Annotated in this window: 21 protein-coding genes and 1 tRNA gene; 10 read left to right on the top strand and 12 right to left on the bottom strand. The window is 72.4% G+C overall.

What is annotated here, in order from left to right:
- Window positions 1-4 precede the first annotated feature (4 nt).
- The 3 genes from ACFOSY_RS24705 to ACFOSY_RS24695 are packed head-to-tail and all read right to left on the bottom strand — an operon-like array spanning window position 5 to window position 3,368.
- Window positions 5-889 (bottom strand): SDR family oxidoreductase, encoded by an 885-nt coding sequence (locus ACFOSY_RS24705; protein ID WP_394310625.1) that lies wholly within the window; start codon window positions 887-889, stop codon window positions 5-7.
- Entirely contained in the window at window positions 886-1,824 is a 939-nt protein-coding gene (locus ACFOSY_RS24700) for an alpha/beta fold hydrolase (RefSeq protein WP_394310623.1), read from the bottom strand. The genes ACFOSY_RS24705 and ACFOSY_RS24700 overlap by 4 nt, the downstream gene beginning before the upstream one ends.
- Window positions 1,821-3,368 carry a flavin-containing monooxygenase gene (locus ACFOSY_RS24695; protein ID WP_394310621.1) on the bottom strand — a complete coding sequence of 516 codons (1,548 nt, stop codon included), beginning with the start codon at window positions 3,366-3,368 and terminating at the stop codon, window positions 1,821-1,823. Before ACFOSY_RS24695 ends, ACFOSY_RS24700 begins: the two co-directional genes overlap by 4 nt.
- Before the next feature lie 177 nt (window positions 3,369-3,545).
- Between ACFOSY_RS24695 and ACFOSY_RS24690 the strand changes: the two genes are divergently transcribed.
- Window positions 3,546-4,175, top strand: coding sequence for a MerR family transcriptional regulator (locus ACFOSY_RS24690; protein WP_394310907.1), 630 nt, complete (start codon window positions 3,546-3,548; stop codon window positions 4,173-4,175).
- A gap of 136 nt (window positions 4,176-4,311) precedes the next feature.
- Window positions 4,312-5,652 carry a recombinase family protein gene (locus tag ACFOSY_RS24685; RefSeq protein ID WP_394310619.1) on the top strand — a complete coding sequence of 447 codons (1,341 nt, stop codon included), beginning with the start codon at window positions 4,312-4,314 and terminating at the stop codon, window positions 5,650-5,652.
- Between the two features lie 63 nt (window positions 5,653-5,715).
- Here ACFOSY_RS24685 and ACFOSY_RS24680 read toward each other — a convergent pair whose 3' ends face one another.
- Complete coding sequence (locus ACFOSY_RS24680; protein WP_394310617.1) at window positions 5,716-6,519, bottom strand: exodeoxyribonuclease III; 804 nt, start codon at window positions 6,517-6,519, stop codon at window positions 5,716-5,718.
- Between the two features lie 51 nt (window positions 6,520-6,570).
- Between ACFOSY_RS24680 and ACFOSY_RS24675 the strand changes: the two genes are divergently transcribed.
- Window positions 6,571-7,047 carry a GNAT family N-acetyltransferase gene (locus ACFOSY_RS24675; protein ID WP_394310614.1) on the top strand — a complete coding sequence of 159 codons (477 nt, stop codon included), beginning with the start codon at window positions 6,571-6,573 and terminating at the stop codon, window positions 7,045-7,047.
- Between the two features lie 222 nt (window positions 7,048-7,269).
- Window positions 7,270-8,565, top strand: coding sequence for a ricin-type beta-trefoil lectin domain protein (locus ACFOSY_RS24670; protein WP_394310613.1), 1,296 nt, complete (start codon window positions 7,270-7,272; stop codon window positions 8,563-8,565).
- Between the two features lie 162 nt (window positions 8,566-8,727).
- Here the strand turns inward: ACFOSY_RS24670 and ACFOSY_RS24665 are convergent.
- The 7 genes from ACFOSY_RS24665 to galU form a co-directional block, all read right to left on the bottom strand.
- A tRNA-Ala gene (locus tag ACFOSY_RS24665) sits at window positions 8,728-8,801 on the bottom strand.
- A gap of 60 nt (window positions 8,802-8,861) precedes the next feature.
- Window positions 8,862-10,130, bottom strand: coding sequence for a divisome protein SepX/GlpR (gene sepX / locus ACFOSY_RS24660; protein WP_394310611.1), 1,269 nt, complete (start codon window positions 10,128-10,130; stop codon window positions 8,862-8,864).
- 173 nt (window positions 10,131-10,303) lie between these two features.
- Window positions 10,304-10,966, bottom strand: a complete 663-nt coding sequence (locus ACFOSY_RS24655; protein ID WP_394310609.1) for a GNAT family N-acetyltransferase — start codon at window positions 10,964-10,966, stop codon at window positions 10,304-10,306.
- Window positions 10,967-10,983: 17 nt separating this feature from the next.
- On the bottom strand, window positions 10,984-11,505 hold the full coding sequence (locus tag ACFOSY_RS24650) for a MogA/MoaB family molybdenum cofactor biosynthesis protein (protein WP_394310607.1): 522 nt from the start codon (window positions 11,503-11,505) through the stop codon (window positions 10,984-10,986).
- A complete protein-coding gene (gene moaC / locus ACFOSY_RS24645) occupies window positions 11,502-12,017 on the bottom strand; it encodes a cyclic pyranopterin monophosphate synthase MoaC (protein ID WP_031023028.1) in 516 nt (171 codons plus the stop codon). Before moaC ends, ACFOSY_RS24650 begins: the two co-directional genes overlap by 4 nt.
- An 86-nt stretch (window positions 12,018-12,103) precedes the next feature.
- Complete coding sequence (gene glp / locus ACFOSY_RS24640) at window positions 12,104-13,426, bottom strand: molybdotransferase-like divisome protein Glp (protein WP_394310604.1); 1,323 nt, start codon at window positions 13,424-13,426, stop codon at window positions 12,104-12,106.
- Window positions 13,423-14,334 (bottom strand): UTP--glucose-1-phosphate uridylyltransferase GalU, encoded by a 912-nt coding sequence (gene galU / locus ACFOSY_RS24635; protein WP_394310602.1) that lies wholly within the window; start codon window positions 14,332-14,334, stop codon window positions 13,423-13,425. Before galU ends, glp begins: the two co-directional genes overlap by 4 nt.
- A gap of 92 nt (window positions 14,335-14,426) precedes the next feature.
- Here galU and ACFOSY_RS24630 point away from each other — a divergent pair, with 92 nt between their 5' ends.
- Entirely contained in the window at window positions 14,427-15,062 is a 636-nt protein-coding gene (locus ACFOSY_RS24630; protein ID WP_394310600.1) for a 5-formyltetrahydrofolate cyclo-ligase, read from the top strand.
- A 68-nt stretch (window positions 15,063-15,130) separates the two neighbouring features.
- Here the strand turns inward: ACFOSY_RS24630 and ACFOSY_RS24625 are convergent, their stop codons facing one another.
- A complete protein-coding gene (locus ACFOSY_RS24625) occupies window positions 15,131-17,953 on the bottom strand; it encodes a penicillin acylase family protein (RefSeq protein WP_394310597.1) in 2,823 nt (940 codons plus the stop codon).
- A 289-nt stretch (window positions 17,954-18,242) separates the two neighbouring features.
- Between ACFOSY_RS24625 and ACFOSY_RS24620 the strand changes: the two genes are divergently transcribed.
- From ACFOSY_RS24620 to ACFOSY_RS24600, 5 genes are all read left to right on the top strand, one after another.
- Window positions 18,243-19,751: a potassium/proton antiporter gene (locus ACFOSY_RS24620; protein ID WP_394310905.1), complete on the top strand. Its 1,509-nt coding sequence runs from the start codon at window positions 18,243-18,245 to the stop codon at window positions 19,749-19,751.
- Between the two features lie 224 nt (window positions 19,752-19,975).
- Complete coding sequence (locus ACFOSY_RS24615) at window positions 19,976-21,268, top strand: MFS transporter (protein ID WP_394310595.1); 1,293 nt, start codon at window positions 19,976-19,978, stop codon at window positions 21,266-21,268.
- 67 nt (window positions 21,269-21,335) lie between these two features.
- A complete protein-coding gene (locus ACFOSY_RS24610; protein WP_394310593.1) occupies window positions 21,336-21,665 on the top strand; it encodes an FmdB family zinc ribbon protein in 330 nt (109 codons plus the stop codon).
- Between the two features lie 119 nt (window positions 21,666-21,784).
- Window positions 21,785-22,627 (top strand): S-methyl-5'-thioadenosine phosphorylase, encoded by an 843-nt coding sequence (locus ACFOSY_RS24605; RefSeq protein WP_394310591.1) that lies wholly within the window; start codon window positions 21,785-21,787, stop codon window positions 22,625-22,627.
- A 359-nt stretch (window positions 22,628-22,986) separates the two neighbouring features.
- Complete coding sequence (locus tag ACFOSY_RS24600; protein WP_394310903.1) at window positions 22,987-23,574, top strand: hypothetical protein; 588 nt, start codon at window positions 22,987-22,989, stop codon at window positions 23,572-23,574.
- Window positions 23,575-23,592 lie beyond the last annotated feature (18 nt).

Genomic DNA, 23,592 nt, shown 5'->3' with positions numbered 1-23,592 from the left:
TCGATCAGTCACGGACCGTAGCGCGGTGCTGTTCGTCGGCGTTGCCGCCCGCTCCGACCAGGCCGATGCGCAGCCCGTCGAGCCGGCCCGCGAACCGCTTCATCTCCCGCTGCCCGACGACGCCGACGAGCGCCGGCAGGTAGCCGCGCACACCCTGCATGCCGCGCAGCCAGCCCTGCCCGTAGACGTGTGCGGCGCGCCGCTCGATGCCGGACACCAGCCGGTCCACGGCGGGCCCGAGCGGGTAGGTCTTGTTGGCCGGCCAGGGCAGCCGCTGCCTCAACTCCCGCATCACGTCGTCCTGGTCGGCGCCGCGCACCATGTCGGTGTCGGTCCACGACAGGTAGCCGACGCCCACCTTGACGCCCTGGTAGCCGACTTCGGCGCGCAGCGCGTGCGCGTACGCCTCCACGCCGGCCTTGGAGGCGCAGTACGCCGTCATCATCGGCGCGGGGGTGATCGCGGCGAGGGACGCTATCTGGAGCAGGTAGCCGCGGCTCTCGGCGAGCAGCGGCAGGAACGCCCGCGCGGTGACGGCCGATCCGACGAGGTTGACCTCGATCACCCGCCGCCAGGCCTCCGGGTCGGACTCGGTGAACGGACCGCCCGTCGCCACACCGGCGTTGGCGACCACGACGTCCACCCGGCCGAACCGCTCCCGGACCTCGGCGGCCACCTGGGACATGGCCTCCTGGTCGGTGACGTCCGCGTACCAGTGGCCGCTCTCGCCGTGCAGCCGGGCGGAGACGTCCTTCAGCGCTTCTGGTTCGAGACCGACCAGCGCCACCGTCGCGCCGCGCGCGGAGAGTTTGCGGGCGAGCAGCTCCCCGACCCCGCGCGCCGCTCCGGTGACGACGGCGACCTTGCCTTCGAGACTGACCCTGCTCATGCGCTCTCCTCGGCGGGTACGGCGGGCTGCTGGGCACGCACGTGGGCGGTGACGAGGTCCCGGATCCGCGTGGTGACCAGGTCGGGCGCCTCGACGGGCGTCATGTGGCCGACGCCGGGCAGTTCGGTGAGGCCGCGGCAGTCGGGCAGCGCGGCGGCGAGCGCGCGGGCGTGCACGGGCGGGGTGAGCCGGTCGGCGGTGCCGGCGACGATCTCGGCCGGCACCCGCAACTCCCGTACGCCCGCGTCGAGATCGAGGGAGGCGAGCACGTGCGACCAGGCGTGGCGCACCGTGCGGGGGCAGGCGTGCACGATGCGGGCGCAGGCCTCCACCATCTCCGGCGCCGAAGCGGGGCCCATGGTCGCGTACTTGAGGATGCGCCGGGCGGCGGGGGTGACCGGGCCCAGCGGGGCGCGGCTGCCGAGGATGTGCCCGGTGATCCAGGTCCGCACCCGGCCCGGCCGCAGGGGCAGCACCGTCGACTCGGGGACGAGCCGCGTGCTGCCCGTGCTGCACAGCAGGACGGCGGCGGCGTGCTCGCGGAACGCGGGGCGTCCGGAGGCGGCCATCACCGTCATGCCGCCCATGGAGTGCCCGGCGATCACGGCGCGTTCGCCGGGGGCGAGGGTGGCGGTGAGGACGGCCTCGAGGTCGTCGGCGAGCGCGTCCGTGCTGCACGCGGGGCTCGCCGGGGTGCGTCCGTGGCCGCGCTGGTCGTAGGCGATCACCCGGTGGTCGGCGGCGAGTTCGCGGATCTGGGCGGCCCAGAAGGCGGTCGAGCAGGTCCAGCCGTGCGCGAGGACGACGGCGGGCGCACCCTCGGGTCCGTGCACCTCGACGTGGACCGGGGCGCCGTCGGCGGAGGTGGCGGTCAGCTCGCGGACCGGGGCGGGCGGGGCGTAGCGCCCGGTGGTGACGGGGGTCGGGCGGCTCATGCGGCCACCTCCGTGTTCTCCGCGCCGGCCTCGGGCCGCTCCTCGGCCGCGCGCAGCACGGAGTACTCGGCGAGGTCCACGCGGCGGGTCGCGCGGCGGAACTCGGCGGTGGTGCCGGGCCAGATGGTGGTGTTGCGGCCGCTGGCGTCGAGGTACCAGCTGGTGCAGCCGCCGGTGTTCCACACCGTGCGCTTCATCCTCTCCTGCACCCGGTGGTTCCAGGCGCGCACCGCGCTGGGGCGGGCATCGAGGGCGACCCGGCCTCCCCCAGAGCCCGAAGGGCCTGGGGGGACCCCCAGGACGTCGAGCTGGCGCAGGTAGTCGGCCATGTAGTTCAGCTGGGACTCGATCATCAGGATCATCGAGGAGTTCCCGAGGCCGGTGTTGGGGCCGATGATCGTCATCCAGTTGGGGAAACCGGCCGCGGACGCGCCGCGCAGCGCCTGCATGCCGCCGGACCAGGACTCGGCGAGGGTGGTGCCCTCGGGTCCCACGACCCGCTCGGCGATCGGCATGTCGGTGACGTGGAAGCCGGTGGAGAAGACGATCGCGTCGACCTCGGCCTCGGTGCCGTCGGCGGCGACCAGGGTCGAGCCGCGCACCTCGCTCAGCCCGCTCGCGACGACGTCCACGTTGGGCTGCGCGAGGGCCGGGTAGTACGTGCTGGACAGCAGGATCCGCTTGCAGCCGATGCGGTAGTCGGGGGTGAGCTTGGCGCGCAGCGCCGGGTCCTTGACGGCCCGGGCCATGTTCCGCTTGGCGAGCTGCTCGACGAACCCGAGCTCGCCGGGGTGCTTGGTGAACGCCTGGACCTGGAGTTCGCGCAGGCCCCACAGCACCCCGCGGCGCAGCTTGGTGGTGAAGGGCAGCGCCCGGTGCACGGCGCGTTCGGCGGCGCCGATGGGCCGGTCCATGCGGGGCAGCACCCAGGCGGGGGTGCGCTGGAACAGGGTGAGCCTCTCCACCTGCGGCTGGATCGACGGGACGATCTGGATGGCGGAGGCGCCGGTGCCGATCACGGCGACGCGCTTGCCGCGCAGGTCGTAGTCGTGGTCCCAGCGGGCGGAGTGGAACACCTTGCCGGGGAAGGCGTCGAGTCCGGGCAGGTCCGGCAGCTTGGGCTCGGACAGCGGTCCGGTGGCGGAGACGACGACGTCCGCGCTCCAGTTGCCGGCGGTGGTCTCGATGTCCCAGCGCAGCCGCTCGGTGTCCCAGGTCATCCGCTTGACCTCGGCGTTGAAGCGGAGGTGCGGGCGGAGCCCGAAGGTGTCGGTGACGCGCTCCAGGTAGGCGCGGATGTGCTCCTGGCCGGAGAAGGAGCGCGGCCAGTCGGGGTTGGGCGCGAAGGAGAAGGAGTACAGGTGCGAGGGCACGTCGCAGGCGCACCCGGGGTAGCTGTTGTCGCGCCAGGTGCCGCCGACGCCGCCGGCCCGCTCCAGGACGACGAAGTCCGTGATCCCCTCGCGGCGCAGCCGTACGGCGGCCCCGAGCCCGCCGAATCCCGACCCGATCACCGCAACCCGCACGTGCTCGTGCTCGGTCATCCCTTGACCTCCGCGCATCGCTCAGAACCATGCCAGTGATTACTGGCGCAATGGGGAGAGTAGAACAGCTCCGTACTGATGGGTAGGGGGCGCGCGAAGAAAGTTACCGGCGGTACGACCTAGGCTTCAGGCGTGGCAGACGACAGCGGCACCCCCTCGGAACCGCGCCAGTACCGCATGGAGGAACTGGCACGGCTCGCCGGCATCACCGTGCGCACCCTGCGCTTCTACCGCGAGCGCAAGCTCATCCCGCCGCCGCGCCGCGAGGGCCGCATCGCCTGGTACGACGACCACCACCTGGCCCGGCTGCGCACCATCACGGCGCTGCTGGAACGCGGCCACACCCTCAACGGCATAGCCGAGCTGGCCGAGGCCTTCGACCACGGGCGCGGCGTCGGCGAACTGCTCGGCATGGAGGTCCCCACCGAGGAGACCCCGGTCCGCCTCACGCCCGAGGAACTCGCCGACCACTTCGCCGGCGAGGTCACCCCGGAAAACCTGGCCGCCGCCCTGGACCTCGGCTACCTCGGCGTCGACGGCGAGGAGATCGTCCACATCAGCCGCCGCCTGCTGGAGGTGTCCTCCGCGCTCGTCCGCGAGGGCATCCCGCTCGGCGAGGTGCTCCGCACCGGCGCGGAGGTCCGCACCCACGCCGACGCCCTCGCCGACCTCTTCGCCGGCCTGATCCTCCGCCACGCCCCGGAGGAAACGCTCCACCGCCTGCGCCCCCTGGCCCGCAGTGTGGTGGACGCGGAGCTGTCGCTGGCGCTGGACCGGCGGCTACGCAAACGTGACAACCCCATGTGAGCGCCTCACCTCATAGAGGTACTTTTCCGGGGATTGACAGACGGACGTGTGTTCACGCTCCGACAGTAAGAGCCAAGACCCCGGCGGCTGTGCCACCAGCCCCGGGGTGCGGCCGACACTGCCAAGGAGCGCCGACATGCCCCAGCCTAGTCTTCGACCGGTTCAGCAACCCTCGCTTCTGCCGTTCGTCACTGAACGACCCAGAGCCCTTGCCGCCGTACGCATCAGTCATCTCACGGACGTCACCACAGCGCCGGAACGGCAGCGCAACACGGTCCGGATGTGCGCCGAGCAGCTCGGTATCACAGTCATCGCCGAAGCAGCAGATCTCGGCGTCTCGGCCCGCAGAACGTCTCCGTTCGAACGGCCGTCCCTGTCGTCCTGGCTGCGCCGCCCCGACGAGTACGACGCCATTGTCTGGGCCCACGTGGACCGCGCCGTCCGGTCCGTTGCCGACATGCGCGAGTTGGTCGCGTGGGCGAAGAAGCATGCGCGGACGCTCGTATTCGGGAACCCGGATGACGACTGTCCACTCGTAGTACGGCCACAGGCGAACGACGCCGCCATCCGGCGATGCATGGAACTCGCTCAGGTTGCCGAACAAGAGGTACGCACCCTTTCCGCCCGGCTCACGAGCAGCCATGCGGCATTGCGCATGGTCGGCCGCTATGGAGGTGGGCTGGTTCCCTTCGGCTATCGGAAGTCGCCGCACCCGTCCGGCGTGGGCTGGTGCTTGACTCCCGATCCTGACACCGTCGCCATCGTCCGCGAGATCGTGGATGACGTGCGTTCGGGGCTGTCGCTGATCGCCGTCGCAAGGAAGCTCAACGACGCAGACGTGCCAGTGCCACGGGACCGTCACGCCCTGCTCCAGGGACGCCCCATGGGCGGCCGTCGCCATGGCCGCGACTTCGACAGGTTCCGCTGGACGTCCGGCACACTGTCCAAGGTCTTGCGCAGTCCATCGTTGAAGGGGCATCGCATTCACAAGGGACAGACCGTTTACGACGCCGCGGGGACGCCAGTGTTGATCGGCCCGCCTCTGCTTACCGAGGAGGAGTTCGACAGCTTGCAAGAGCTGCTCAGAGCCCGCTCGAACGGCAGTCACCCCAGGAGTCGTACGACCGCCCTGCTCACGGCAGTCGCCTACTGCTCGGGGTGTGGTGGCCGCATGTACTTCGCCGCTCGTAAGGGTTGTTCGTACGGCGACTACGTATGCCGGGCGACTGCGCGCGCCGAAAAGTGCCTCGCACCGGCCGCGATACGGTCCGACTGGCTTGAGGCATACACAGTCACCCGCTACCGCGAAATCACAGCGACGGACTCACCGGTCTCTCGCCAGGTGCTCCTCGACAGCGGCGCCCGTGTCACCGTCTCCAAGGGCCACCGCGGTGGAAACTCGGCCAGGTTGGCTGGGCCGGACACCTCGCGGCTGTCCTTCACCCTCACCGAGAGAAGTGCGCGATCGGACAGCTGAGTCCGACAAGCTTCGTGTGAGCACGCGGCATGGTCTCGCGTCTCGCGTGCTCGCACGAGAACCTCACTGCCCGAAGACCACCGTCACGGGCGCGTGATCCGACCACCGTTCCTCGTGACTGGCCGCTCGCTCGACGAATCCCTTGACCGCTCGCGCGGCCAGCCCGGGGGTGGCAACGGCCAGGTCGATCCTCCAACCTGTGTCATTGTCGAAGGCCCGCCCCCGGTACGACCACCAGGTGTACGGCCCGTCCACCTCGGGATGCAGCGCCCGCACCACATCGACGTAGCCCCCGTCGGCCGGGTCGAGGACGCGGGAGAGCCACTCCCGCTCCTCGGGCAGGAAGCCGGAGTTCTTGACGTTGCCGCGCCAGTTCCTCAGGTCGGCCTTCCCGTGCGCGATGTTCCAGTCGCCGCAGACGACGACCTCGCGCCCGTCGGCGGCGGCCTTCTCCCGCAGCTCCTTGAGATGCGTGAGGAACGCGTCCATGAAGCGGACCTTCTCGTCCTGCCGCTCCGTGCCGACCTCGCCGGACGGCAGGTACAGGGAGGCGACCGTCACACCCGGCAGGTCCGCCTCGACGTACCGTCCGCTGCCGTCGAACTCCGCCGAGCCGAATCCGATCCGCACCCGCTCGGGCTCGCGCCGGGTGTACAGCGAGACGCCCGCGCGCCCCTTCGCGGCGGCCGGCGCGTGCACCACGTGCCACCCCTCGGGCTCCCGCACCGCCTCCGGCAACTGCGCCGCCTCGGCCCGCACCTCCTGGAGACACAGCACATCGGCGGAGGTACCGGCGAGCCACTCCACGAAGCCCTTCCTGGCGGCGGCGCGGAGTCCGTTGACGTTGACAGAGGTCACAGTGAGCACCAGGGCACGATACGACACGCGCAGGTCCGGGCATGTTTTACGGTATTCGCCATGGAAATCCGTCCGGTCCCCTACGACCACCCCGACGCCGTCAAGCTGGACGCAGCCGTCCAGGCCGAGTACGACATCCGCTACGGCGACGGCGGCGACGCCACCCCCATGGACCCCGCGGACTTCCGTCCCCCCAACGGCATCTACCTGATCGCCTACGACGAACTCGGCGTCCCGGTCGCCTCCGGCGGCTGGCGCGTCCAGGACGCCAACGGCGAGGGCAACCGGGACGGCGACGCCGAGCTGAAGCGCATGTACGTGATCGAGCAGATGCGCGGCCGGGGCCTCGCCCGCCGCATCCTGGCCGCCCTGGAGGAGGACGCCCGCGCCGCCGGCCGCGTCCGCATGGTCCTGGAGACCGGCACCAAGCAGCCGGAGGCCATCGCCCTCTACGCCTCCAGCGGCTACGAGCCGTGCGAGAAGTTCGGCTACTACCGCTTCCACGAGGACAGCCGCTGCTACGCGAAGACGCTGTAGGGCGCCCGGTCGCCGGAGGGGGATACGGCGCCTTCACCGCCCGACTCACCGCTTAAGCCGACCTTAAGCGCTCTTTAAGCGATCGGCCGGCCCCCTTAGGGCGTCAAGTAACCGCAGGTCAGCGCCTGTTGGGACACAAACCGGGCAGTTGGTTGCACCGTCAACGGTCCGTAGCATCGGGGCTCCCCCACGAACCCCTCCACAGACAAGGTGCGTTCAGTCATGGCCGCTCACCGCGCACGCCGGTGGTCGCTCGGCGGATCCGTCCTGCTGGTCTCCGCCGCGGTCGCCGCCGCCTTCACCTTCATCACCACGGGACCGTCCGCCGACCGGGCCGACGCCGCCGCCCCGACCGCCGTGACCTGGTCCGACGAGTTCGACGGCCCGGCCGGCAGCGCCCCGGACCCCGCCAAGTGGACGCTGGAGACCGGAGGCGGCGGCAACGGCAACCACGAGTTGCAGTACTACCGCGACAGCCGGGACAACGCCGCCCTCGACGGCAACGGCAATCTCGTCATCACCGCCCGCAAGAACACCGACCCCGGGCTCCAGTGCTGGTACGGCGCCTGCCAGTACACCTCCGCCCGCCTCAACACCGCCAAGACCTTCACCCAGGCCTACGGCCACTTCGAGGCCCGCATCAAGGTGCCCCGCGGCCAGGGCATGTGGCCCGCGTTCTGGATGCTCGGCAACGACCTGGGCAGCGTCGGCTGGCCCAACAGCGGCGAGATCGACATCATGGAGAACGTCGGTTACGAGCCGAACGCCGTCCACGGCACCCTCCACGGCCCCGGCTACTCCGGCGGCGGCGGCATCGGCGCCGCGTACAACCTCCCGGGCGGCGCGGCCTTCGCCGACGCCTTCCACGTCTTCGCGGTCGACTGGAGCCCCGAGAAGATCACCTGGTCCGTCGACGGCACCACCTACCAGACCCGCACCCCGGCCGACCTGGGCGGCAAGAAGTGGGTCTACGACCACCCGTTCTTCATGATCCTCAACCTGGCCGTCGGCGGCGACTGGCCCGGCAGCCCGAACGCGGACACGCGGTTCCCGCAGACGATGACCGTGGACTACGTCCGCGTCTCGGCCTCCGGCGGCACCGGGGACTCCGGCGACGGCGGCAACGGCGGCGCCACGAGGACCGGCGCGATCAAGGGCGTCGGCGGCATGTGCGTCGACGTCGCCGGCGCCTCGGCCGCCGACGGGACCCCGGTCCAGCTCCACGACTGCACCGGCGTCGACGCGCAGAAGTGGACCCTGGGCGCCGACGGCACGGTACGCGCCCTCGGCAAGTGCCTGGACGTGCGCGGCGGTTCCACCGCGGACGGGGCGGCCGTGCAGCTCTACACCTGCAACGGCACCAAGGCGCAGCAGTGGACCTACACCTCCGCCCGCGACCTGACCAACGTCGGCGCGGACAAGTGCCTGGCCACGAAGGACAACGCCGCGGGCGACGGCACGCCCCTGCAGATCCGGACGTGCTCGGGCGCCGCGAACCAGAAGTGGACGCTCGCCTGACCCCTCCGTCCCCCCACGCGGAACGCCTCCCGGCTCACCCGAGCCCGGGAGGCGTTCCGCGTCCGGCCGGCCGCCGGCGGGGTGCGTCGGCACGGTGCGGAGCAGGTGCCGCACAACAAGTCGAAGCCCCGGCCGGGTGAACCCGGCCGGGGCTTCGTTGCGTGGACCTGAGGGGATTTGAACCCCTGGCCCCCTCGATGCGAACGAGGTGCGCTACCGGACTGCGCCACAGGCCCTTGCAACGAGTGAAACTTTAGCATCCCGATCGGGGTGCTCAAAAATCCGATCTCCGGGGACTACTCGTTCGCGGCCTTGGGGCGGTCGCCGTCCTCGTACTGGTCGAACAGCGGGGTACGGCCGCGCTCGCGGGAGCGGCGGGCGGAGGCGGCGCGGCGGGCGTCGGTGCGGCCGTCGCCGGGGTCGCGGTCGTCGGCCGCCTCAGGCTCCGGCTCCTCGGCCGCCTCCTGCGTCTCCTCGGCCGGTACGGCGCTGGAGCGGGCGGAGCTCCAGGTGTCCGGGGCGCCGAGGTCGACGTCGCCGGAGGCGCGCGGGGCGACCGGGGCCGTCACGTACGTGGGCAGCGGGACGGGGACCGGGTCCCAGCTGTCGCCGCCCTGGCCGGGCCGCCGGCTGCGCTCGCGCTGCTGGTCGACCCACTCGGCGTGGTCGGTCTGCTCGACCAGCGCGCGCCGGTCGGCGGCGAGGGCGGACAGGCCGGGGTCGGTGTCGGCGCCCGATTCCGGGCCCTCCGGTTCGTCGGGGTCGGCCTCGTCGACGGCGGGACGGCGGCGGGGCCGCCTCTCGCGCAGCCGCTGGGCCGCGACCTCGGCCTGGCGGCGGTCCATCTGGTAGGCGAACCGGCGGCGCTCCTGGGAGCGCAGGTAGGCGATGTAGGCGCTGAGCAGCACGGCGGGCACGCCGGGCGCCCAGAGGAACGCCAGCCCGCCGACGGCGGCGACGACCGCGCCGAGCGTGAAGGCGAGGAACAGCATCGTGGTGGTGCGCCGGCGGCGCGCGAGCACCTTCGAGCGCCGGGCGCGCTCGGCGGCGGCCTGCGCGGTGCGGTCCCGGCGGGCGGCGTCCGGGGAGCGGCGCGCGGCGGGGACGCGGCCCTGCGCGGCGGGGCTCTGGGCTGCGGGGCCGCGTGCGGCGGCCTGGTCGCTCCGTGCGGCGGCCTGTTCGCCCCGGGGCGCGGCCGGTTCGCCGCGTTCCTGCGGGGCCCGCCCGCCGCGGGCGGGTTCCGGGCGCTCGTCCGGAAGGGGCGGTACGGGCGCCTGGGTCTGCGGACGGGTCTGGGACACGGCGAAGGCCCGGACGTCCACCGAGTCGGTGATCGCATCCGGGTCGTGGACGCCGTGCTCCCCCTCGTCGGCGGAGCGCGCCCGCAGGTCCTTGGCGTACCGGCGCTCCATGCCCGCCCGTCCGGACAGCAGCCGGATGGCGGTGCTGAAGCGTTCCGTCGGACGTGCCTCGTTCAGCTCGTCCTGCCTACGGAGCCACATCGGCACCAAGTAGGCGGCCCAGGCCCCGACGATGACTGCGTAGATGAGGCCGCTGCTGCTCACGTCTCACACCGTAGAGGGGTTTGCACGGGGCCATACGCCAATTGGGCCGGTGTGTCGCACGATCTGGCTGATATTTCGACCTTTTCTTGTGACGGATGCGATCGGACCGTCGCCAGATCCCGGTAATTGCCGGTTCCGAGCCGGTCATCCCGGGCCGCAATTCGAACGTATATTCAATTACCGGGGCCGTGCGGGATTCCGTGGTCGCGCTGCTCGCGTCCGGGCAGCTCATCGCGGGACCGCTCCCGCGCGCGGGTGCGGCGCCAGCGGGCGAGGAGGCCGTCGGGGACTTCTTCCGCGGTGAGCGCGAAGACGAGATGGTCGCGCCACGCGCCGTCGATGTGGAGATAGCGCGGACGCAGCCCCTCCTCACGGAATCCGAGTTTTTCCACGACCCTTCGGCTGGGGCCGTTCTCGGGGCGAATGCACACCTCGATGCGGTGCAGTCCGACGCTGCGGAAACAGTGGTCGACCACCATCGCGACGGACGTCGGCACCACGCCCCGTCCGGCCACGGCCTCGTCCACCCAGTAGCCGATGTGCCCGGAGCACATGGAGCCCCAGGTGATCCCGGCGACCGTCAACTGCCCGACCAGACGGCCCTGGTACTCGATGACGAACGGCAGCATGCGGCCCGCGCTCGCCTCGGAGCGCAGGTGGCGCACCATCTGCCGGTAGGTGGGGCGGTGCGTGATGGGGCCGCTGGGGGTGGGCGGCGGGATGGTCGCCTCCCAGGGCCGGAGCCAGTCGCGGTTGCGCCGGTTCACCTCGCGCCAGGCCTTCTGGTCGCGCAGCTTTATCGGCCGGAGGACGATGTCGCCGTCCACCAGTTCCACGGGCCAGTACGGGGTGTTCAGCGCGCACCCCCGTCCTCGGCGTCCGGCCGGGGGTGGTCCCCGCCGCGCAGTTGGTCCACCGCGTGCCTCAGCAGCGGCTGAAGGACGGCGAGGCCGTCCTTCACCCCGCCGCTGGACCCGGGGAGGTTGACGATCAGCGTGGAGCCCGCGACGCCCGCGAGCCCGCGGGAGAGGGCGGCGGTGGGCACCTTGTCCCGGCCGTACGCGCGGATGGCCTCCGCGATGCCGGGGACCTCCAGGTCGATCACCCGGCGGGTGGCCTCGGGGGTGCGGTCGGTGGGCGAGATGCCGGTGCCGCCGGTGGTGACGACGACGTCGTACCCGGCGTCGACGGCCTCACGCAGGGCGGCCTCCACGGGGTCGCCGTCGGGGACGACCTGAGGGCCGTCCACGGCGAAGCCGAAGCGCTTCAGGCCCTCGGCGATCAGCGGGCCGCCCGTGTCCTGGTAGACGCCGGCGGCGGCCCGGTTGGACGCCGTGACGACGAGCGCCCGGTACGGGGCCGCGGAGGGCGTCATGACCTGCTCCAGTCGCCCGACTTGCCGCCCGTCTTCTCCTCCACCCGCACGTCCGTGATGACCGCCTCCTTGTCGACCGCCTTGACCATGTCGATCACGGTGAGCGCGGCGACGGACACCGCGGTGAGGGCCTCCATCTCGACGCCCGTGCGGTCCGTCGTCCGCACGGTCGCCGCGATCTCCACGGCGTCGTCCGCGACCGACAGGTCCAGTTTCACACCGGACAGCGCCAGGGGGTGGCACAGCGGGATCAGGTCGGGGGTGCGTTTGGCGCCCATGATGCCCGCGATGCGCGCGGTGGCGAGCGCGTCGCCCTTGGGCACGCCCTCGCCCCGCAGCAGCTCGACCACGCGGGGCGCGACGAGCACGCGGCCGGTGGCGCGTGCGGTGCGCGCGGTGACGTCCTTGCCGGACACGTCGACCATGCGGGCGGCGCCCGCCTCGTCGATGTGGGTCAGACGGGACTGGTCGTCGGTGGGTCCGGGGGTGTCCCCCCGGGAAGGCACGGTCATGATGGTGTGGCGCTCCCGGTCCTGGCCCGTCGCGGTGCGGGGCGCGGGCCTGCTGTGCGCGACACGGTACCGCCAACGGGCGGCGCTCAGCCGAGCAGGACCACCTCGACCTCGGTGCCCGGCGCCACGTCCTCGACGTCCTCGGGGACGACGAGGAGCGCGTTGGCCTGCGCGAGGGCGGCGACCAGATGCGACCCGGCCCCGCCGACGGGCGTGACCGTGCCGTCGGCGTACCGGCCGCGCAGGAACTGGCGGCGGCCCTTCGGCGAGGTCAGCGCCTTCTCGGCCCTCAGCTCGGCGCGGATGCGCGGCCGGTGGACGTCCTTGAGCCCCATCAGGGTGCGGATGGCGGGGCGGACGAACAGCTCGAAGGAGACGTAGGAGGAGACCGGGTTGCCGGGGAGGGCGAGCAGCGGGGTGTGGTCGGGGCCGATCGAGCCGAAGCCCTGCGGCTTGCCCGGCTGCATGGCGAGCTTGCGGAACTCCACGCCGCTGCCGGGCTCGTCCTCGTCGCCCGCGTGCGCCAGCGCCTCCTTGACGACGTCGTACGCCCCGACGCTGACGCCGCCGGAGGTGACCAGGAGGTCGGCGCGGACGAGCTGGTCCTCGATGGTGTCGCGGAGGGTCTCGGCGTCGTCGGCGACGGCGCCGACGCGGTAGGCGATGGCGCCGGCGTCCCGGGCGGCCGCGGTGAGGGCGAAGCTGTTGGAGTCGTAGATCTGGCCGGGGCGCAGCGGCTCGTCGGGCTGGACGAGTTCGCTGCCGGTGGACAGGACCACCACGCGCGGGCGGGGCCGGACCTTGACGGTGCCGCGGCCGACGGCGGCGAGGAGGGAGATCTGCGGCGGGCCGAGGACGGTGCCGGCCTCCAGGGCGCGGTCGCCGGCCCGGACGTCGCTGCCCTGGGCGCGGACGTGCGCGCGGGCGGGTGCGGGACGGTAGACGCCGACCTGCCCGGTGGCGCCCTCGGGGGCGAGGCTGCGGGCGCGCATCCCGGAGGCGGGGCCCTCGCCGAGTCCGCCGTCGGTCCACTCGACGGGGACGACGGTCTCGGCGCCGGGCGGGAGCGGGGCGCCGGTCATGATGCGGGCGGCCTGTCCGGGGCCGACGTGCAGGGGGTCGGCCGCGCCGGCCGCGACGTCCCCGACGACCTCGAGCGAGGCCGGGTACTCCTCGCTCGCGCCCGCGACGTCGGCGACCCGCACCGCGTAGCCGTCCATCGAGCTGTTGTCGAAGGGAGGCAGGGAGACCGGGACCGTGATGTCCTCGACGAGGACGCAGCCCTGTGCGTCGAGGAGGTTCAGCTCGATGGGGTCGAGCGGGCGGACGGTCGCGAGGATGTCGTCCAGGTGCTCGTCCACCGACCAGAGGCGGTCCGGTTCTGCGGTGCGGGGCGCGGCGCTGCTCAACGTTGCTGCATCTCCTCGGTGACGAATCGCTGGAGCCAGGTCCGGAAGTCCGGTCCCAGGTCCTCACGTTCGCACGCGAGCCGGACAATGGCACGCAGGTAGTCCCCGCGGTCGCCGGTGTCATAGCGGCGGCCCTGGAAGATGACGCCGTGCACCGGGCCGCCGAGCGTGGCGTCGGCGGCGAGCTGCTGGAGGGCGTCGGTCAGCTGGATCTCGCCGCCGCGGCCGGGCTCGGTCTTGCTCAGCACGTCGAAGACGGCCGGGTCGAGGACGTAGCGGCCGATGATGGCGTAGTGGGAGGGCGCCTCCTCGCGGGAGGGCTTCTCGACCAGGCCGCTGAGCCGGACGACGTCGGCGTCGGGGGTGGCCTCGACGGCGGCGGAGCCGTAGAGGTGGATCTGCTCGGGGGCCACCTCCATCAGCGCGACGACGCTGCCGCCGTGCTCCTGCTGCACCTCGATCATGCGCTGGAGCAGGGGGTCGCGCGGGTCGATCAGGTCGTCGCCGAGGAGGACGGCGAAGGGCTCGTCGCCGACGTGCGGGGCGGCGCACAGCACGGCGTGGCCGAGGCCCCTGGGGTCGCCCTGGCGGACGTAGTGCATGGTGGCGAGGTCGCTGGACTCCTGGACCTTGGCGAGACGCTCGCCGTCGCCCTTCTTCTCGAGCGCGGACTCGAGTTCGTAGTTGCGGTCGAAGTGGTCCTCGAGCGGGCGCTTGTTGCGGCCCGTCACCATGAGGACGTCGTCGAGGCCGGCGGCGACGGCCTCTTCGACCACGTACTGGATCGCCGGCTTGTCGACCACCGGCAGCATCTCCTTGGGCGTGGCCTTGGTGGCCGGCAGGAACCGGGTGCCGAGACCGGCGGCGGGGATGACAGCCTTGCTGATCCGCGGGTGTGACTGAGACATGGGCGACACCCTAGCCGGTGTCTTTGCACTGAATCTGTGACTCCGCTGAAAAAATGCTCATATGAGCACATTAAGACAGTACGGGAATCGACTTGAGACAGAACCAGGGCCAGCCCGAACCTGACAAGCGCGCGCGACGGCGTGAAGTCCTCCAGGTGAGGAACGGATTGACGGCCGATGACGTTCAGGCGCACGCCGCCGCCCTGGCCCGCCGGGCGCTCGCGCTGCCCGAGCTGGCCGAGGCGCGCACGGTGGCGGCGTACGTCTCCGTGGGGAGCGAGCCGGGCACCGCGGCGCTGCTGGACACGCTGCGCGCGCGGGGCGTCCGCGTGCTGCTGCCCGCGCTGCTGCCGGACAACGACCTGGCGTGGGGCGTGTACCGGGGGCCGGACTCCCTGAAGCCGGCCCGGCACGGCGGCGGGCGGATGACGCTGCTGGAGCCGGCCGGGGAGCGGCTCGGGCCGGACGCCGTGACGGAGGCGGACGCCGTGCTGCTGCCGGGCCTGTCGGTGGACGCCCGCGGGATGCGGCTGGGCCGCGGCGGCGGCTCCTACGACCGCGTCCTCGCCCGCCTGGAGCGGGCCCGCGTGCGTCCCGCGCTGGTGGTGCTGCTGTACGACTGGGAGGTCATGGAGCGCGTGCCGCGGGAGCCGCACGACCGGCCGGTGGACGCGGTGGTGACGCCGTCCGGGGTGCGGCGGTTCGGCGACCCCGGCGCGAAGGCCTGAGAAACGCGGACCGGCCTCCACGCGCGCGTGGAGGCCGGTCCGTCAGGGCCGCGGTGCGCGGCGGCGGGTCAGGGCTTCAGCACCAGGGTGTCGGTGGTGGAGTCCTCGACCGCCTTCTCCGAGTAGGCCCACTCCAGCAGTTCGCCCTCGGCCCACTTCTCCGTCTGGTCGACGTAGTGGGCGTTGTAGGCGTGCCCGGAGGCGCCGGTGAGGTTGATCCAGCGGGACTTGTCGAGGTCGTCGAGGTTGACCACCATCCGCATGGACGGCACCCACACCACGCCGTAGCCGCCGGCGGCGTTCCAGCCGGTGGCGTTGACGGTGGCCTCGCCGCCGCCGAGCTTCCACGGGCCGCGGTTGAGGACGAACTTCACGAAGCCGGGGCCGTCGGTGCCCAGCGTCTGGTTGTCCAGGAACAGGCGGTGCAGCCGGCCCCAGCTCCAGGTGTCGATGTCCTTGCCGAGCTTGGCGGTCAGCTCCCAACGGGCGTCGATCAGGGCCCGCTTGAACAGCTGGTCGCGGTTCTCGGCGGCGGGCCGGGTGCCGCGCTTCGGCGTGGTCCACCACTCGCTGTCCTCGTCGGCCATCAGCCGGCGGACCACCTCGAACCAGCGGTCGCCGCCGTCCGGCTGCGCCTGGCTCGCGGAGCGCTGGCCGCACTCGCGGACCTTGCCCGCCTCGTCGGCCGGACCGGTGGTGTTGACCGGCTCGACCCACAGGCACTGGCCCTTGACCCGTACCTCCTTGGGCAGCTTGTGACCGAAGGAGAGCTTGAGGATGTTGCGCCAGACGGCGTTGAAGTACGCGGCGGCCGCCGAGTCGGCGTCCTGGGTGTAGTCCCAGCCCTCCAGCAGCTTCTGCGCCTCGCGGACGTGCGGGTCGCCGACGTCGATCTTGAGCAGTTCGGGCACCAGCAGCTTGGCGACGGCGCTGGAGTTGTCCAGCTGCATCTGCCGCATGTCGTCGGTGGAGATCTTCCCGCCGTCCTTGATCTTCGACTGGATCAGGTCGTTGATCCGCTGGCTGCGGGCGCCGTAGCCCCAGTCGGTGGTCAGCGTGTACGGGTAGTCCTCCCCGACGACGGCCTGGTTGGCGGTGACGATGTAGCCGCGCTCCGGGTCGAACTCGTAGGGCAGCTCGTCCTGGTCGACCCAGCCGGTCCACTCGTAGTCGGGGTCCCAGCCGGGGACGGGCACCGAACCGTCGTGGTCCTTCGCGCGGGTCGGGATCTTCCCGGGCAGGGTGTAGCCGATGTGGCCGTCGGTGTCCGCGTAGACGAGGTTCTGCGAGGGCACCTCGAACAGCTCGGAGGCCTCGCGGAAGTCGTCCCAGTCCTTGGCGCGGTTGATCGCGAAGACGGCGTCCATCGTGCGGCCGGGGTCCAGGGCGGTCCAGCGCAGCGCCACGGCGTAGCCGTCGCCCCGGTCGGGGGCCGCGCTGTCGACGGTGGCCTTCTTGCCGGCCTTCACCAGGTCGTCGGAACGGTCCGACAGCAGCGGGCCGTTGTTGGTCTCACGCACGACGATCTTCCGGGAGGCGCCGCCGGCGACCTTGATGGTCTCCTCGCGCGTCTCGAACGGCACCACCTTGTCGCCGTACTGGTAGCCGTCGCCGGTGATCTTCTCCAGGTACAGGTCGGTGACGTCGACGCCGGAGTTGGTCAGGCCCCAGGCGATGTCCTGGTTGTGGCCGATTATCACGCCGGGCATGCCCGCGAAGGTGTACCCCGTGACGTCGTAGCGGCACGTGTCGGAGACGCCGCGGCAGTGCAGGCCCATCTGGTACCAGACGGACGGCAGCGAGGCCGACAGGTGCGGGTCGTTGGCGAGCAGCGGCTTGCCGGAGACGGTGTGCTCGCCGGAGACGACCCAGGAGTTGGAGCCGATGCCGTCGCCGTTGACGCCGACGGCGGTGGGGAGGTCCTCCATCACCCGCTGGAGTCCGGTGAGCTGGCTCTCGAAGCCGGCCGCGTCGCCTTCCGCACCGGCTTCCGTGCCGCCGCCGAGCTCCGAACCGGCGCCCTCGCCCGAGCCGGTGCCGTCGCCCTCACCGTCACCGTCTCCGCCTCCGTCGCCCGAGCCGGAGCCGCCCTCGGCCTCGAAGGTGCCGCTGCCCTCGTCGTAGCCGCCCTCCTGGACGACCGGCTTGTTCCGGTCGTACGGGTACGACGGGTACAGGTCGGCGATCTGCTTCGGGCCCAGGCGGCTGGTCAGCAGCGCCCGGTCGATCTCGTCCTGCATGTTGCCGCGCAGGTCCCAGGCCATCGCCTTCAGCCAGGCCACGGAGTCGACCGGCGTCCACGCGCCGGGCTTGTAGTCGTTCTCGAAGCTCAGCGCCGCGTACTCGAGGGAGATGTCCTTGCCCTCCTTGCCCTCCAGGTAGGCGTTGACGCCCTTGGCGTACGCCTGGAGGTACTTCTTGGTGGCGGGCGAGAGCTTCTCCTCGTACTCCTGCTTCGCGATCCGGTCCCAGCCGAGGGTGCGCAGGAACGCGTCGTTGTCGACCTGGCCCGCGCCGAACATCTCCGACAGCCGGCCGGACGTCATGTGCCGGCGCACGTCCATCTCGTAGAACCGGTCCTGCGCCTGGACGTAGCCCTGCGCCATGAACAGGTCCTCGTCGGAGGAGGCGTAGATCTGCGGGATGCCGTGGCCGTCGCGTCTGACGTCGACGGGGCCGGACAGTCCCTCGAGGGTGATCGACCCCTTGGTCTGCGGGAACGAGGCGCGCACGGTGCTGACGGACCAGTACGCCCCGTAGGCCACTCCTCCGATCAGGGCCAGCACCAGGACGAGCACGAGGAGGCGGCCTTTGCGCCCCTTCTTCCTGCCGGACGTGCCGGCGGCCTGCTGACCCGTGGAGGCGGCGGCGGCGGTGGTGTCGGTGGGCATCGCTGTCCTTGCTGTCCTAACGCGAGCGGCAGGTCGGGCTGTGCTTTTAACTGAGCGCTGGAGCAACGATAGGCGCAGGGCCCCGCGCCCCTTGACGCGGAGTGGGGAACCAGCGCGGACGGGCGTTCGATCTTGCCGCCTTTCGCGTCAAGAACGCGTCAAGAGTTAGGTAAGGTAACGAAGTAGTTCGCCGTGACAATCGAAGCGGTTCGCCCGGAAAACGGGCGCATCGCCCGCGACGGACGCGCGCTCCCTCACGGGTGCGCCTGGGCCGGGGAAGGGAACGCCGCTGACTGTCCACCACCTCAACCAGCTGCTGCTCGTCTGCTCGGTCGTCCTGCTCGTCGCCGTGGCGGCGGTCCGGATCTCCTCACGCAGCGGGCTCCCCAGCCTGCTCGTCTACCTGGGCATCGGCATCGCCATCGGCCAGGACGGCATCGGCGACATCCAGTTCGACAACGCCGAGCTGACCCAGGTCATCGGATACGCGGCGCTCGTCGTGATCCTCGCCGAGGGCGGTCTCGGCACGAAGTGGGCCGAGATCAGACCCGTGCTGCCCTCGGCCGCCGCGCTCGCGCTCGTCGGCGTCGCGGTGAGCGTCGGCGTGACGGCGACGGCGGCGCACCTGCTGATCGGGCTGGAGTGGCGGCAGGCGCTGATCATCGGCGCGGTCGTCTCCTCGACGGACGCGGCGGCCGTCTTCTCGGTGCTGCGCAAGGTGCCGCTGCCCGCGCGGGTGCGGGGCACCCTGGAGGCGGAGTCCGGCTTCAACGACGCACCCGTCGTCATCCTCGTGGTGGCCTTCTCCACGGCCGGTCCGGTCGAGCACTGGTACGTGCTGATCGGCGAGATACTCCTGGAGCTGGCCATCGGCGCCGCCATCGGCCTCGCCGTCGGCTGGCTCGGCGCCTGGGGCCTGCGGCACGTGGCGCTGCCCGCCTCCGGCCTCTACCCGATCGCCGTCATGGCCATCGCGGTCACCGCGTACGCGGCCGGTGCGCTCGCCCACGGCAGCGGCTTCCTCGCCGTCTACCTCGCCTCGATGCTGCTCGGCAACGCCAAGCTGCCGCACTGGCCCGCCACCCGCGGCTTCGCCGAGGGGATCGGCTGGATCGCCCAGATCGGCATGTTCGTGCTGCTCGGCCTGCTGGTCACGCCGCACGAACTCGGCGACGACATCGTGCCCGCGCTGGTCGTCGGGCTGGTGCTCACGATGGTGGCCCGCCCGCTCAGCGTCGTGGTGTGCCTGGTGCCGTTCCGGGTGCCCTGGCAGGAGCAGACCCTGCTGTCCTGGGCGGGGCTGCGCGGCGCCGTGCCCATCATCCTGGCGACCATCCCGATGGTGCAGGGCGTCGACGGCAGCGAACGCATCTTCAACATCGTCTTCCTGCTGGTCGTCGTCTACACCCTCGTCCAAGGTCCGACGCTGCCCGGTCTGGCCCGGCTGCTGCGGCTCGGCGACTCCGGCGCCGCCGACCTGGGCGTGGAGTCGGCGCCCCTGGAGCGGCTGCGCGGCCATCTGCTGTCGGTCACCGTCCCCGCCGGGTCGCGGATGCACGGCGTCGAGGTCGGCGAACTGCGCCTGCCCGCAGGGTCCGCCGTCACCCTGGTCGTGCGGGACGGCAGGTCGTTCGTGCCGTCGCCGGAGACGATGCTGCGGCGCGGGGACGAACTGCTCGTCGTCGCCACCGACCCGGTGCGGGACGCGGTGGAGCGCAGGCTGCGCGCGGTCGCCCGGGGCGGCAAGCTCGCCGGCTGGCTGGGCAACAACTCCGAAGGATCGCAGGCCGGACGCTGAGAGGGTGCTCACGTTCACAGGCGTGCACGCCGTTACCGCCTGTATCATGAAGCGACCCCAGATCGAACCAACTCTGCCTGACGCAGAGCTGGCGCGACCGTATGGCGGCCGGGCGCCCTGAGCTGTGGCGCCGGTATCTACCGCAGTCAGCGCAAGAGGACAGCTCTCGGCGTGCCCGCGCGACCTCGCGAGGGGCGCTACCAGGCGGCGGAAAGGCACGGGCCGTGGCATCCACGGTCACCACGTCGAAGGACTCGGCGGCCCCCTCCCGACCGGGATACGGCCGCCTGCTGCGTACCCGCGGCGCGTGGACGTTCCTGCTCCCCGGCTTCGCCGCGCGTCAGCCGTTCGCGATGCTCACCCTCTCCATCGTGCTGCTCGTCCAGCACACCACCGGCTCCTACGGCGCGGCCGGCGCCGTCGCGGCCGTCACCGGCGTCTCCATGGCACTGTTCGCCCCGTACACCGGCCGGCTCGCCGACCGCCACGGCCAGCGCGCCGTCCTGGTGCCCGGCGTGCTGGTGCACGCGACGGCCGGACTCGCCCTCACCGCCCTCGCGCTCAACGGCGCCCCCCTCTGGGCGCTGTTCGCCGCCGCCGTCCCCACCGGCGCCTCCGTGCCGCAGGTCGGGCCGATGGTCCGGGCCCGCTGGGGCGTCCGCCTCAAGGGCTCCCCGCTGATGGCGACCGCCGCTGCCTTCGAGTCCGTCACCGACGAGTTCACCTTCGTCGTCGGCCCGCTCCTCGCCACCGCCCTGTGCACCACGGTCGACCCGTCCGCGGGACTGGTCACCGAGGCCGCGCTCACCCTGGTCGGCGGTCTGCTGTTCGCCGCGCAGAAGGGCACCCAGCCGCCGGTCGCCACGGCCGCCGACGGCCACACGCGCGTACGGCACGCCTCCGCGCTGCGCGTGCCCGGCGTGCGCGTGCTGATCGTGACCTTCCTCGGCATCGGCTCCGTCTTCGGCGGCATGCAGGTCTCCCTGGCCGCGTTCACCGAGTCCATCGGCGAACCGGGCCTCAACGGCGTCCTCTACGGCGTCTTCGCCGCCGGCAACATGCTCGCGGGCCTCGCCTGCGGCGCCGTCGCCTGGAAGGTGTCCCCGCGGCGCCGCCTGATCGTCGCCTACGCCGCCCTCGCGCTGGCCGCGTCCGCCCTGTGGACGGCCGACTCGGCGCCGCTGCTGGGCGCGCTCGGCCTGCTGGTCGGCATGTGCATCGCCCCGGCGCTGATCACCGGCTACACGCTGGTGGAGAGCCTGGTCCCGGCGGGCGCCCGCACCGAGGCGTTCACCTGGCTGACCGGCGCGGTCGCGCTGGGCCAGGCCGCCGCCGTGACCGTCGCCGGACAGTTCGAGGACCGGCTGTGGGACGGCGCCGGATTCCTGGTGCCGATGGGCGGCACGCTGCTGGCCCTGGCGACCCTGCTGGCCCTGCGCTCGCGGCTCGCGGGTGCTCCGCGCGGGCGTACCGTCGCACGTGGCATGGGTCACCGCGAGCCCGTCGCAGTGGACTAGGCCCACGGAATGCGTCACTATGGACCGTCGTTAGCACTCATTGAGTGAGAGTGCCAGGAGGAAGACAGTGCCGACCTACCAGTACCAGTGCACCGAGTGCGGCGAGGGCCTCGAGGCGGTGCAGAAGTTCACCGACGACGCCCTGACCGAGTGCCCCAACTGCCAGGGCCGCCTGAAGAAGGTGTTCTCCGCGGTCGGCATCGTCTTCAAGGGTTCCGGTTTCTACCGCAACGACAGCCGCGGCTCCTCGTCGAGCTCCTCGCCGGCGTCGTCGAAGTCGTCCGGATCCTCGTCGTCGAGCTCCTCGTCGTCGGACTCCGGTTCCAGCTCGTCGTCCTCGTCGACGTCGTCGTCGTCGGGTTCCTCCGGCAGCTCGACGAGCACCACGGCGGCCTGACCGCCTCACGCACACCTCACAGGGCCCTGTCGTCGCGAGACGGCGGGGCCCTGGTGTTTCCCCCCGCGTTTCCCGCTGCCTTTCCCGGCGCGTTTCCGGGTGCCGTTAGGGTCGGGGCCATGGCGAACATGGCGAACGCCGAGATCGGCGTGATCGGCGGATCCGGCTTCTACTCCTTCCTCGACGACGTGACCGAGGTCCAGGTCGACACCCCCTACGGGGCGCCCAGCGACTCCCTCTTCCTCGGCGAGGTGGCCGGCCGGCGGGTGGCCTTCCTGCCCCGGCACGGACGCGGCCACCACCTGCCCCCGCACCGCATCAACTACCGCGCCAACCTGTGGGCGCTGCGGTCGGTCGGCGTGCGCCAGGTCCTCGGCCCGTGCGCGGTGGGCGGCCTGCGCCCCGAGTACGGCCCGGGCACGCTCCTGGTGCCGGACCAGCTCGTGGACCGCACCAAGTCCCGCGCGAACACCTACTTCGACGGGCTGCCGCTGCCGGACGGCACGGTGCCGAACGTGGTCCACGCGTCGCTGGCCGACCCCTACTGCCCCGCCGGGCGGGCGTCCGCGCTGAAGGCGGCGCGCGGCCGGGACTGGGAGGCGGTGGACGGCGGCACGCTGGTCGTCGTCGAGGGCCCGCGCTTCTCCACCCGCGCCGAGTCCCTCTGGCACCAGGCGCAGGGCTGGTCGGTGGTCGGCATGACCGGGCACCCCGAGGCGGCGCTCGCGCGTGAGCTGGAGCTCTGCTACACGTCGATGACGCTGGTCACGGACCTCGACGCGGGCGCCGAGACGGGCGAGGGCGTCTCGCACGACGAGGTGCTGCGGGTGTTCTCGGCCAACGTGGACCGGCTGCGGGGGGTGCTGTTCGACGCGGTGGCGGCGCTGCCGTCGACGGAGGAGCGGGACTGTCTGTGCGCGTCGGCGCTGGGGGGGATGGATCCGGGGTTCGTGTTGCCGTAGGGCGGGGTGCGGGGCCGCCGTCCCGGTGGGGGAGGGCGGCTTCGCGGGGCGCGGCGTTGCGGAGGCGCGGCGTTGCGGAGGCGCGGCTTCGCGGAGGCGCGGGGTCGCGGCTTCGCGGAGGCGCGGGGTCGCGGCTTCGCGGAGGCGCGGGGTCGCGGCTTCGCGGAGGCGCTCGTTCGGGTGGCCGGGTTTTCCACAACCGAGGATGCGTTCACAGCCCCCGGCGGGGATCCGCCGGGGGCTTCATCGTGGGGTGCGCAAGCCGTTCCCGCGTGTCAGGTGGAGGTCCCGTGTCCGTGTCGCTCACGTCGCTCGCGTCGTCCATGTCGTCCGTGACGTCCATGTCGTCCGTGACGTCCATGTCGTCCGCGCCCCCTGCGTCGTCCGCGTACCGTCGTTCCCCGTTCCCGCGTCCGCACGGCGCCGATGTGCCGCCGCCGTGCGAGGTGCCGCACTTCGACCCGGTGCGGGTGCGCGGTGCGCTGCCGCTCGCGGGCCGTCTGGCGCGGCACCGCAGGCGCGCGGTGGCGGTCGGTCTGGCGGTGACCGCGGCGGCGCTGGTCGCGGCGGGCCCGAGGGACACCGACCGGTCGCGCGGACATCCCGAGCCGGCCAGGGCGGCCGGGACACCCGTGGCGTCCGGCGGCGACGACCGCCCCGTACGGCAGCGGCGCGCGGCGGCGACGGTCACCGCGCCGGTGCGGATCGCCGACGCGGCCACGGTCCGGCTGCTGCGGCCCGGTGACCGGGTGGACGTGATCGCGGCGGAGGAGACGGTGTCCGGCGGGCGGGCGAGAGTGGTCGCGCGCGGGGCGCGGGTCACGGAGGTGCCGGAGCCGGCGGACGGGGACGGGGGCGCGCTGGTCGTCCTGTCGGTGCCGCGGGGCACGGCGGCGGAGCTGGCGGGCGCGAGCGCCACGGCACGGCTGGCGGTGACGCTGTGGTGACGGCTTCGTCCTTGTCCG

Origin of the sequence: Streptomyces lusitanus, assembly GCF_042647945.1 — a bacterium.
Lineage (GTDB): Bacteria > Actinomycetota > Actinomycetes > Streptomycetales > Streptomycetaceae > Streptomyces > Streptomyces pseudogriseolus.
Note: the sequence above shows the minus strand (reverse complement) of the source record. Positions and strands in the feature narration are given on the sequence as shown.

Bases quoted from the DNA above. Each gene is read 5' to 3' on its own strand.
- ACFOSY_RS24705 (WP_394310625.1), bottom strand. From the start codon at position 889: ATGAGCAGGGTCAGTCTCGAAGGCAAGGTCGCCGTCGTCACCGGAGCG.
- ACFOSY_RS24700 (WP_394310623.1), bottom strand. From the start codon at position 1,824: ATGAGCCGCCCGACCCCCGTCACCACCGGGCGCTACGCCCCGCCCGCC.
- ACFOSY_RS24695 (WP_394310621.1), bottom strand. From the start codon at position 3,368: ATGACCGAGCACGAGCACGTGCGGGTTGCGGTGATCGGGTCGGGATTC.
- ACFOSY_RS24690 (WP_394310907.1), top strand. From the start codon at position 3,546: ATGGAGGAACTGGCACGGCTCGCCGGCATCACCGTGCGCACCCTGCGC.
- ACFOSY_RS24685 (WP_394310619.1), top strand. From the start codon at position 4,312: ATGCCCCAGCCTAGTCTTCGACCGGTTCAGCAACCCTCGCTTCTGCCG.
- ACFOSY_RS24675 (WP_394310614.1), top strand. From the start codon at position 6,571: ATGGAAATCCGTCCGGTCCCCTACGACCACCCCGACGCCGTCAAGCTG.
- ACFOSY_RS24670 (WP_394310613.1), top strand. From the start codon at position 7,270: ATGGCCGCTCACCGCGCACGCCGGTGGTCGCTCGGCGGATCCGTCCTG.
- ACFOSY_RS24650 (WP_394310607.1), bottom strand. From the start codon at position 11,505: ATGACGCCCTCCGCGGCCCCGTACCGGGCGCTCGTCGTCACGGCGTCC.
- moaC (WP_031023028.1), bottom strand. From the start codon at position 12,017: ATGACCGTGCCTTCCCGGGGGGACACCCCCGGACCCACCGACGACCAG.
- galU (WP_394310602.1), bottom strand. From the start codon at position 14,334: ATGTCTCAGTCACACCCGCGGATCAGCAAGGCTGTCATCCCCGCCGCC.
- ACFOSY_RS24625 (WP_394310597.1), bottom strand. From the start codon at position 17,953: ATGCCCACCGACACCACCGCCGCCGCCGCCTCCACGGGTCAGCAGGCC.
- ACFOSY_RS24605 (WP_394310591.1), top strand. From the start codon at position 21,785: ATGGCGAACATGGCGAACGCCGAGATCGGCGTGATCGGCGGATCCGGC.
- ACFOSY_RS24600 (WP_394310903.1), top strand. From the start codon at position 22,987: ATGTCGTCCGCGCCCCCTGCGTCGTCCGCGTACCGTCGTTCCCCGTTC.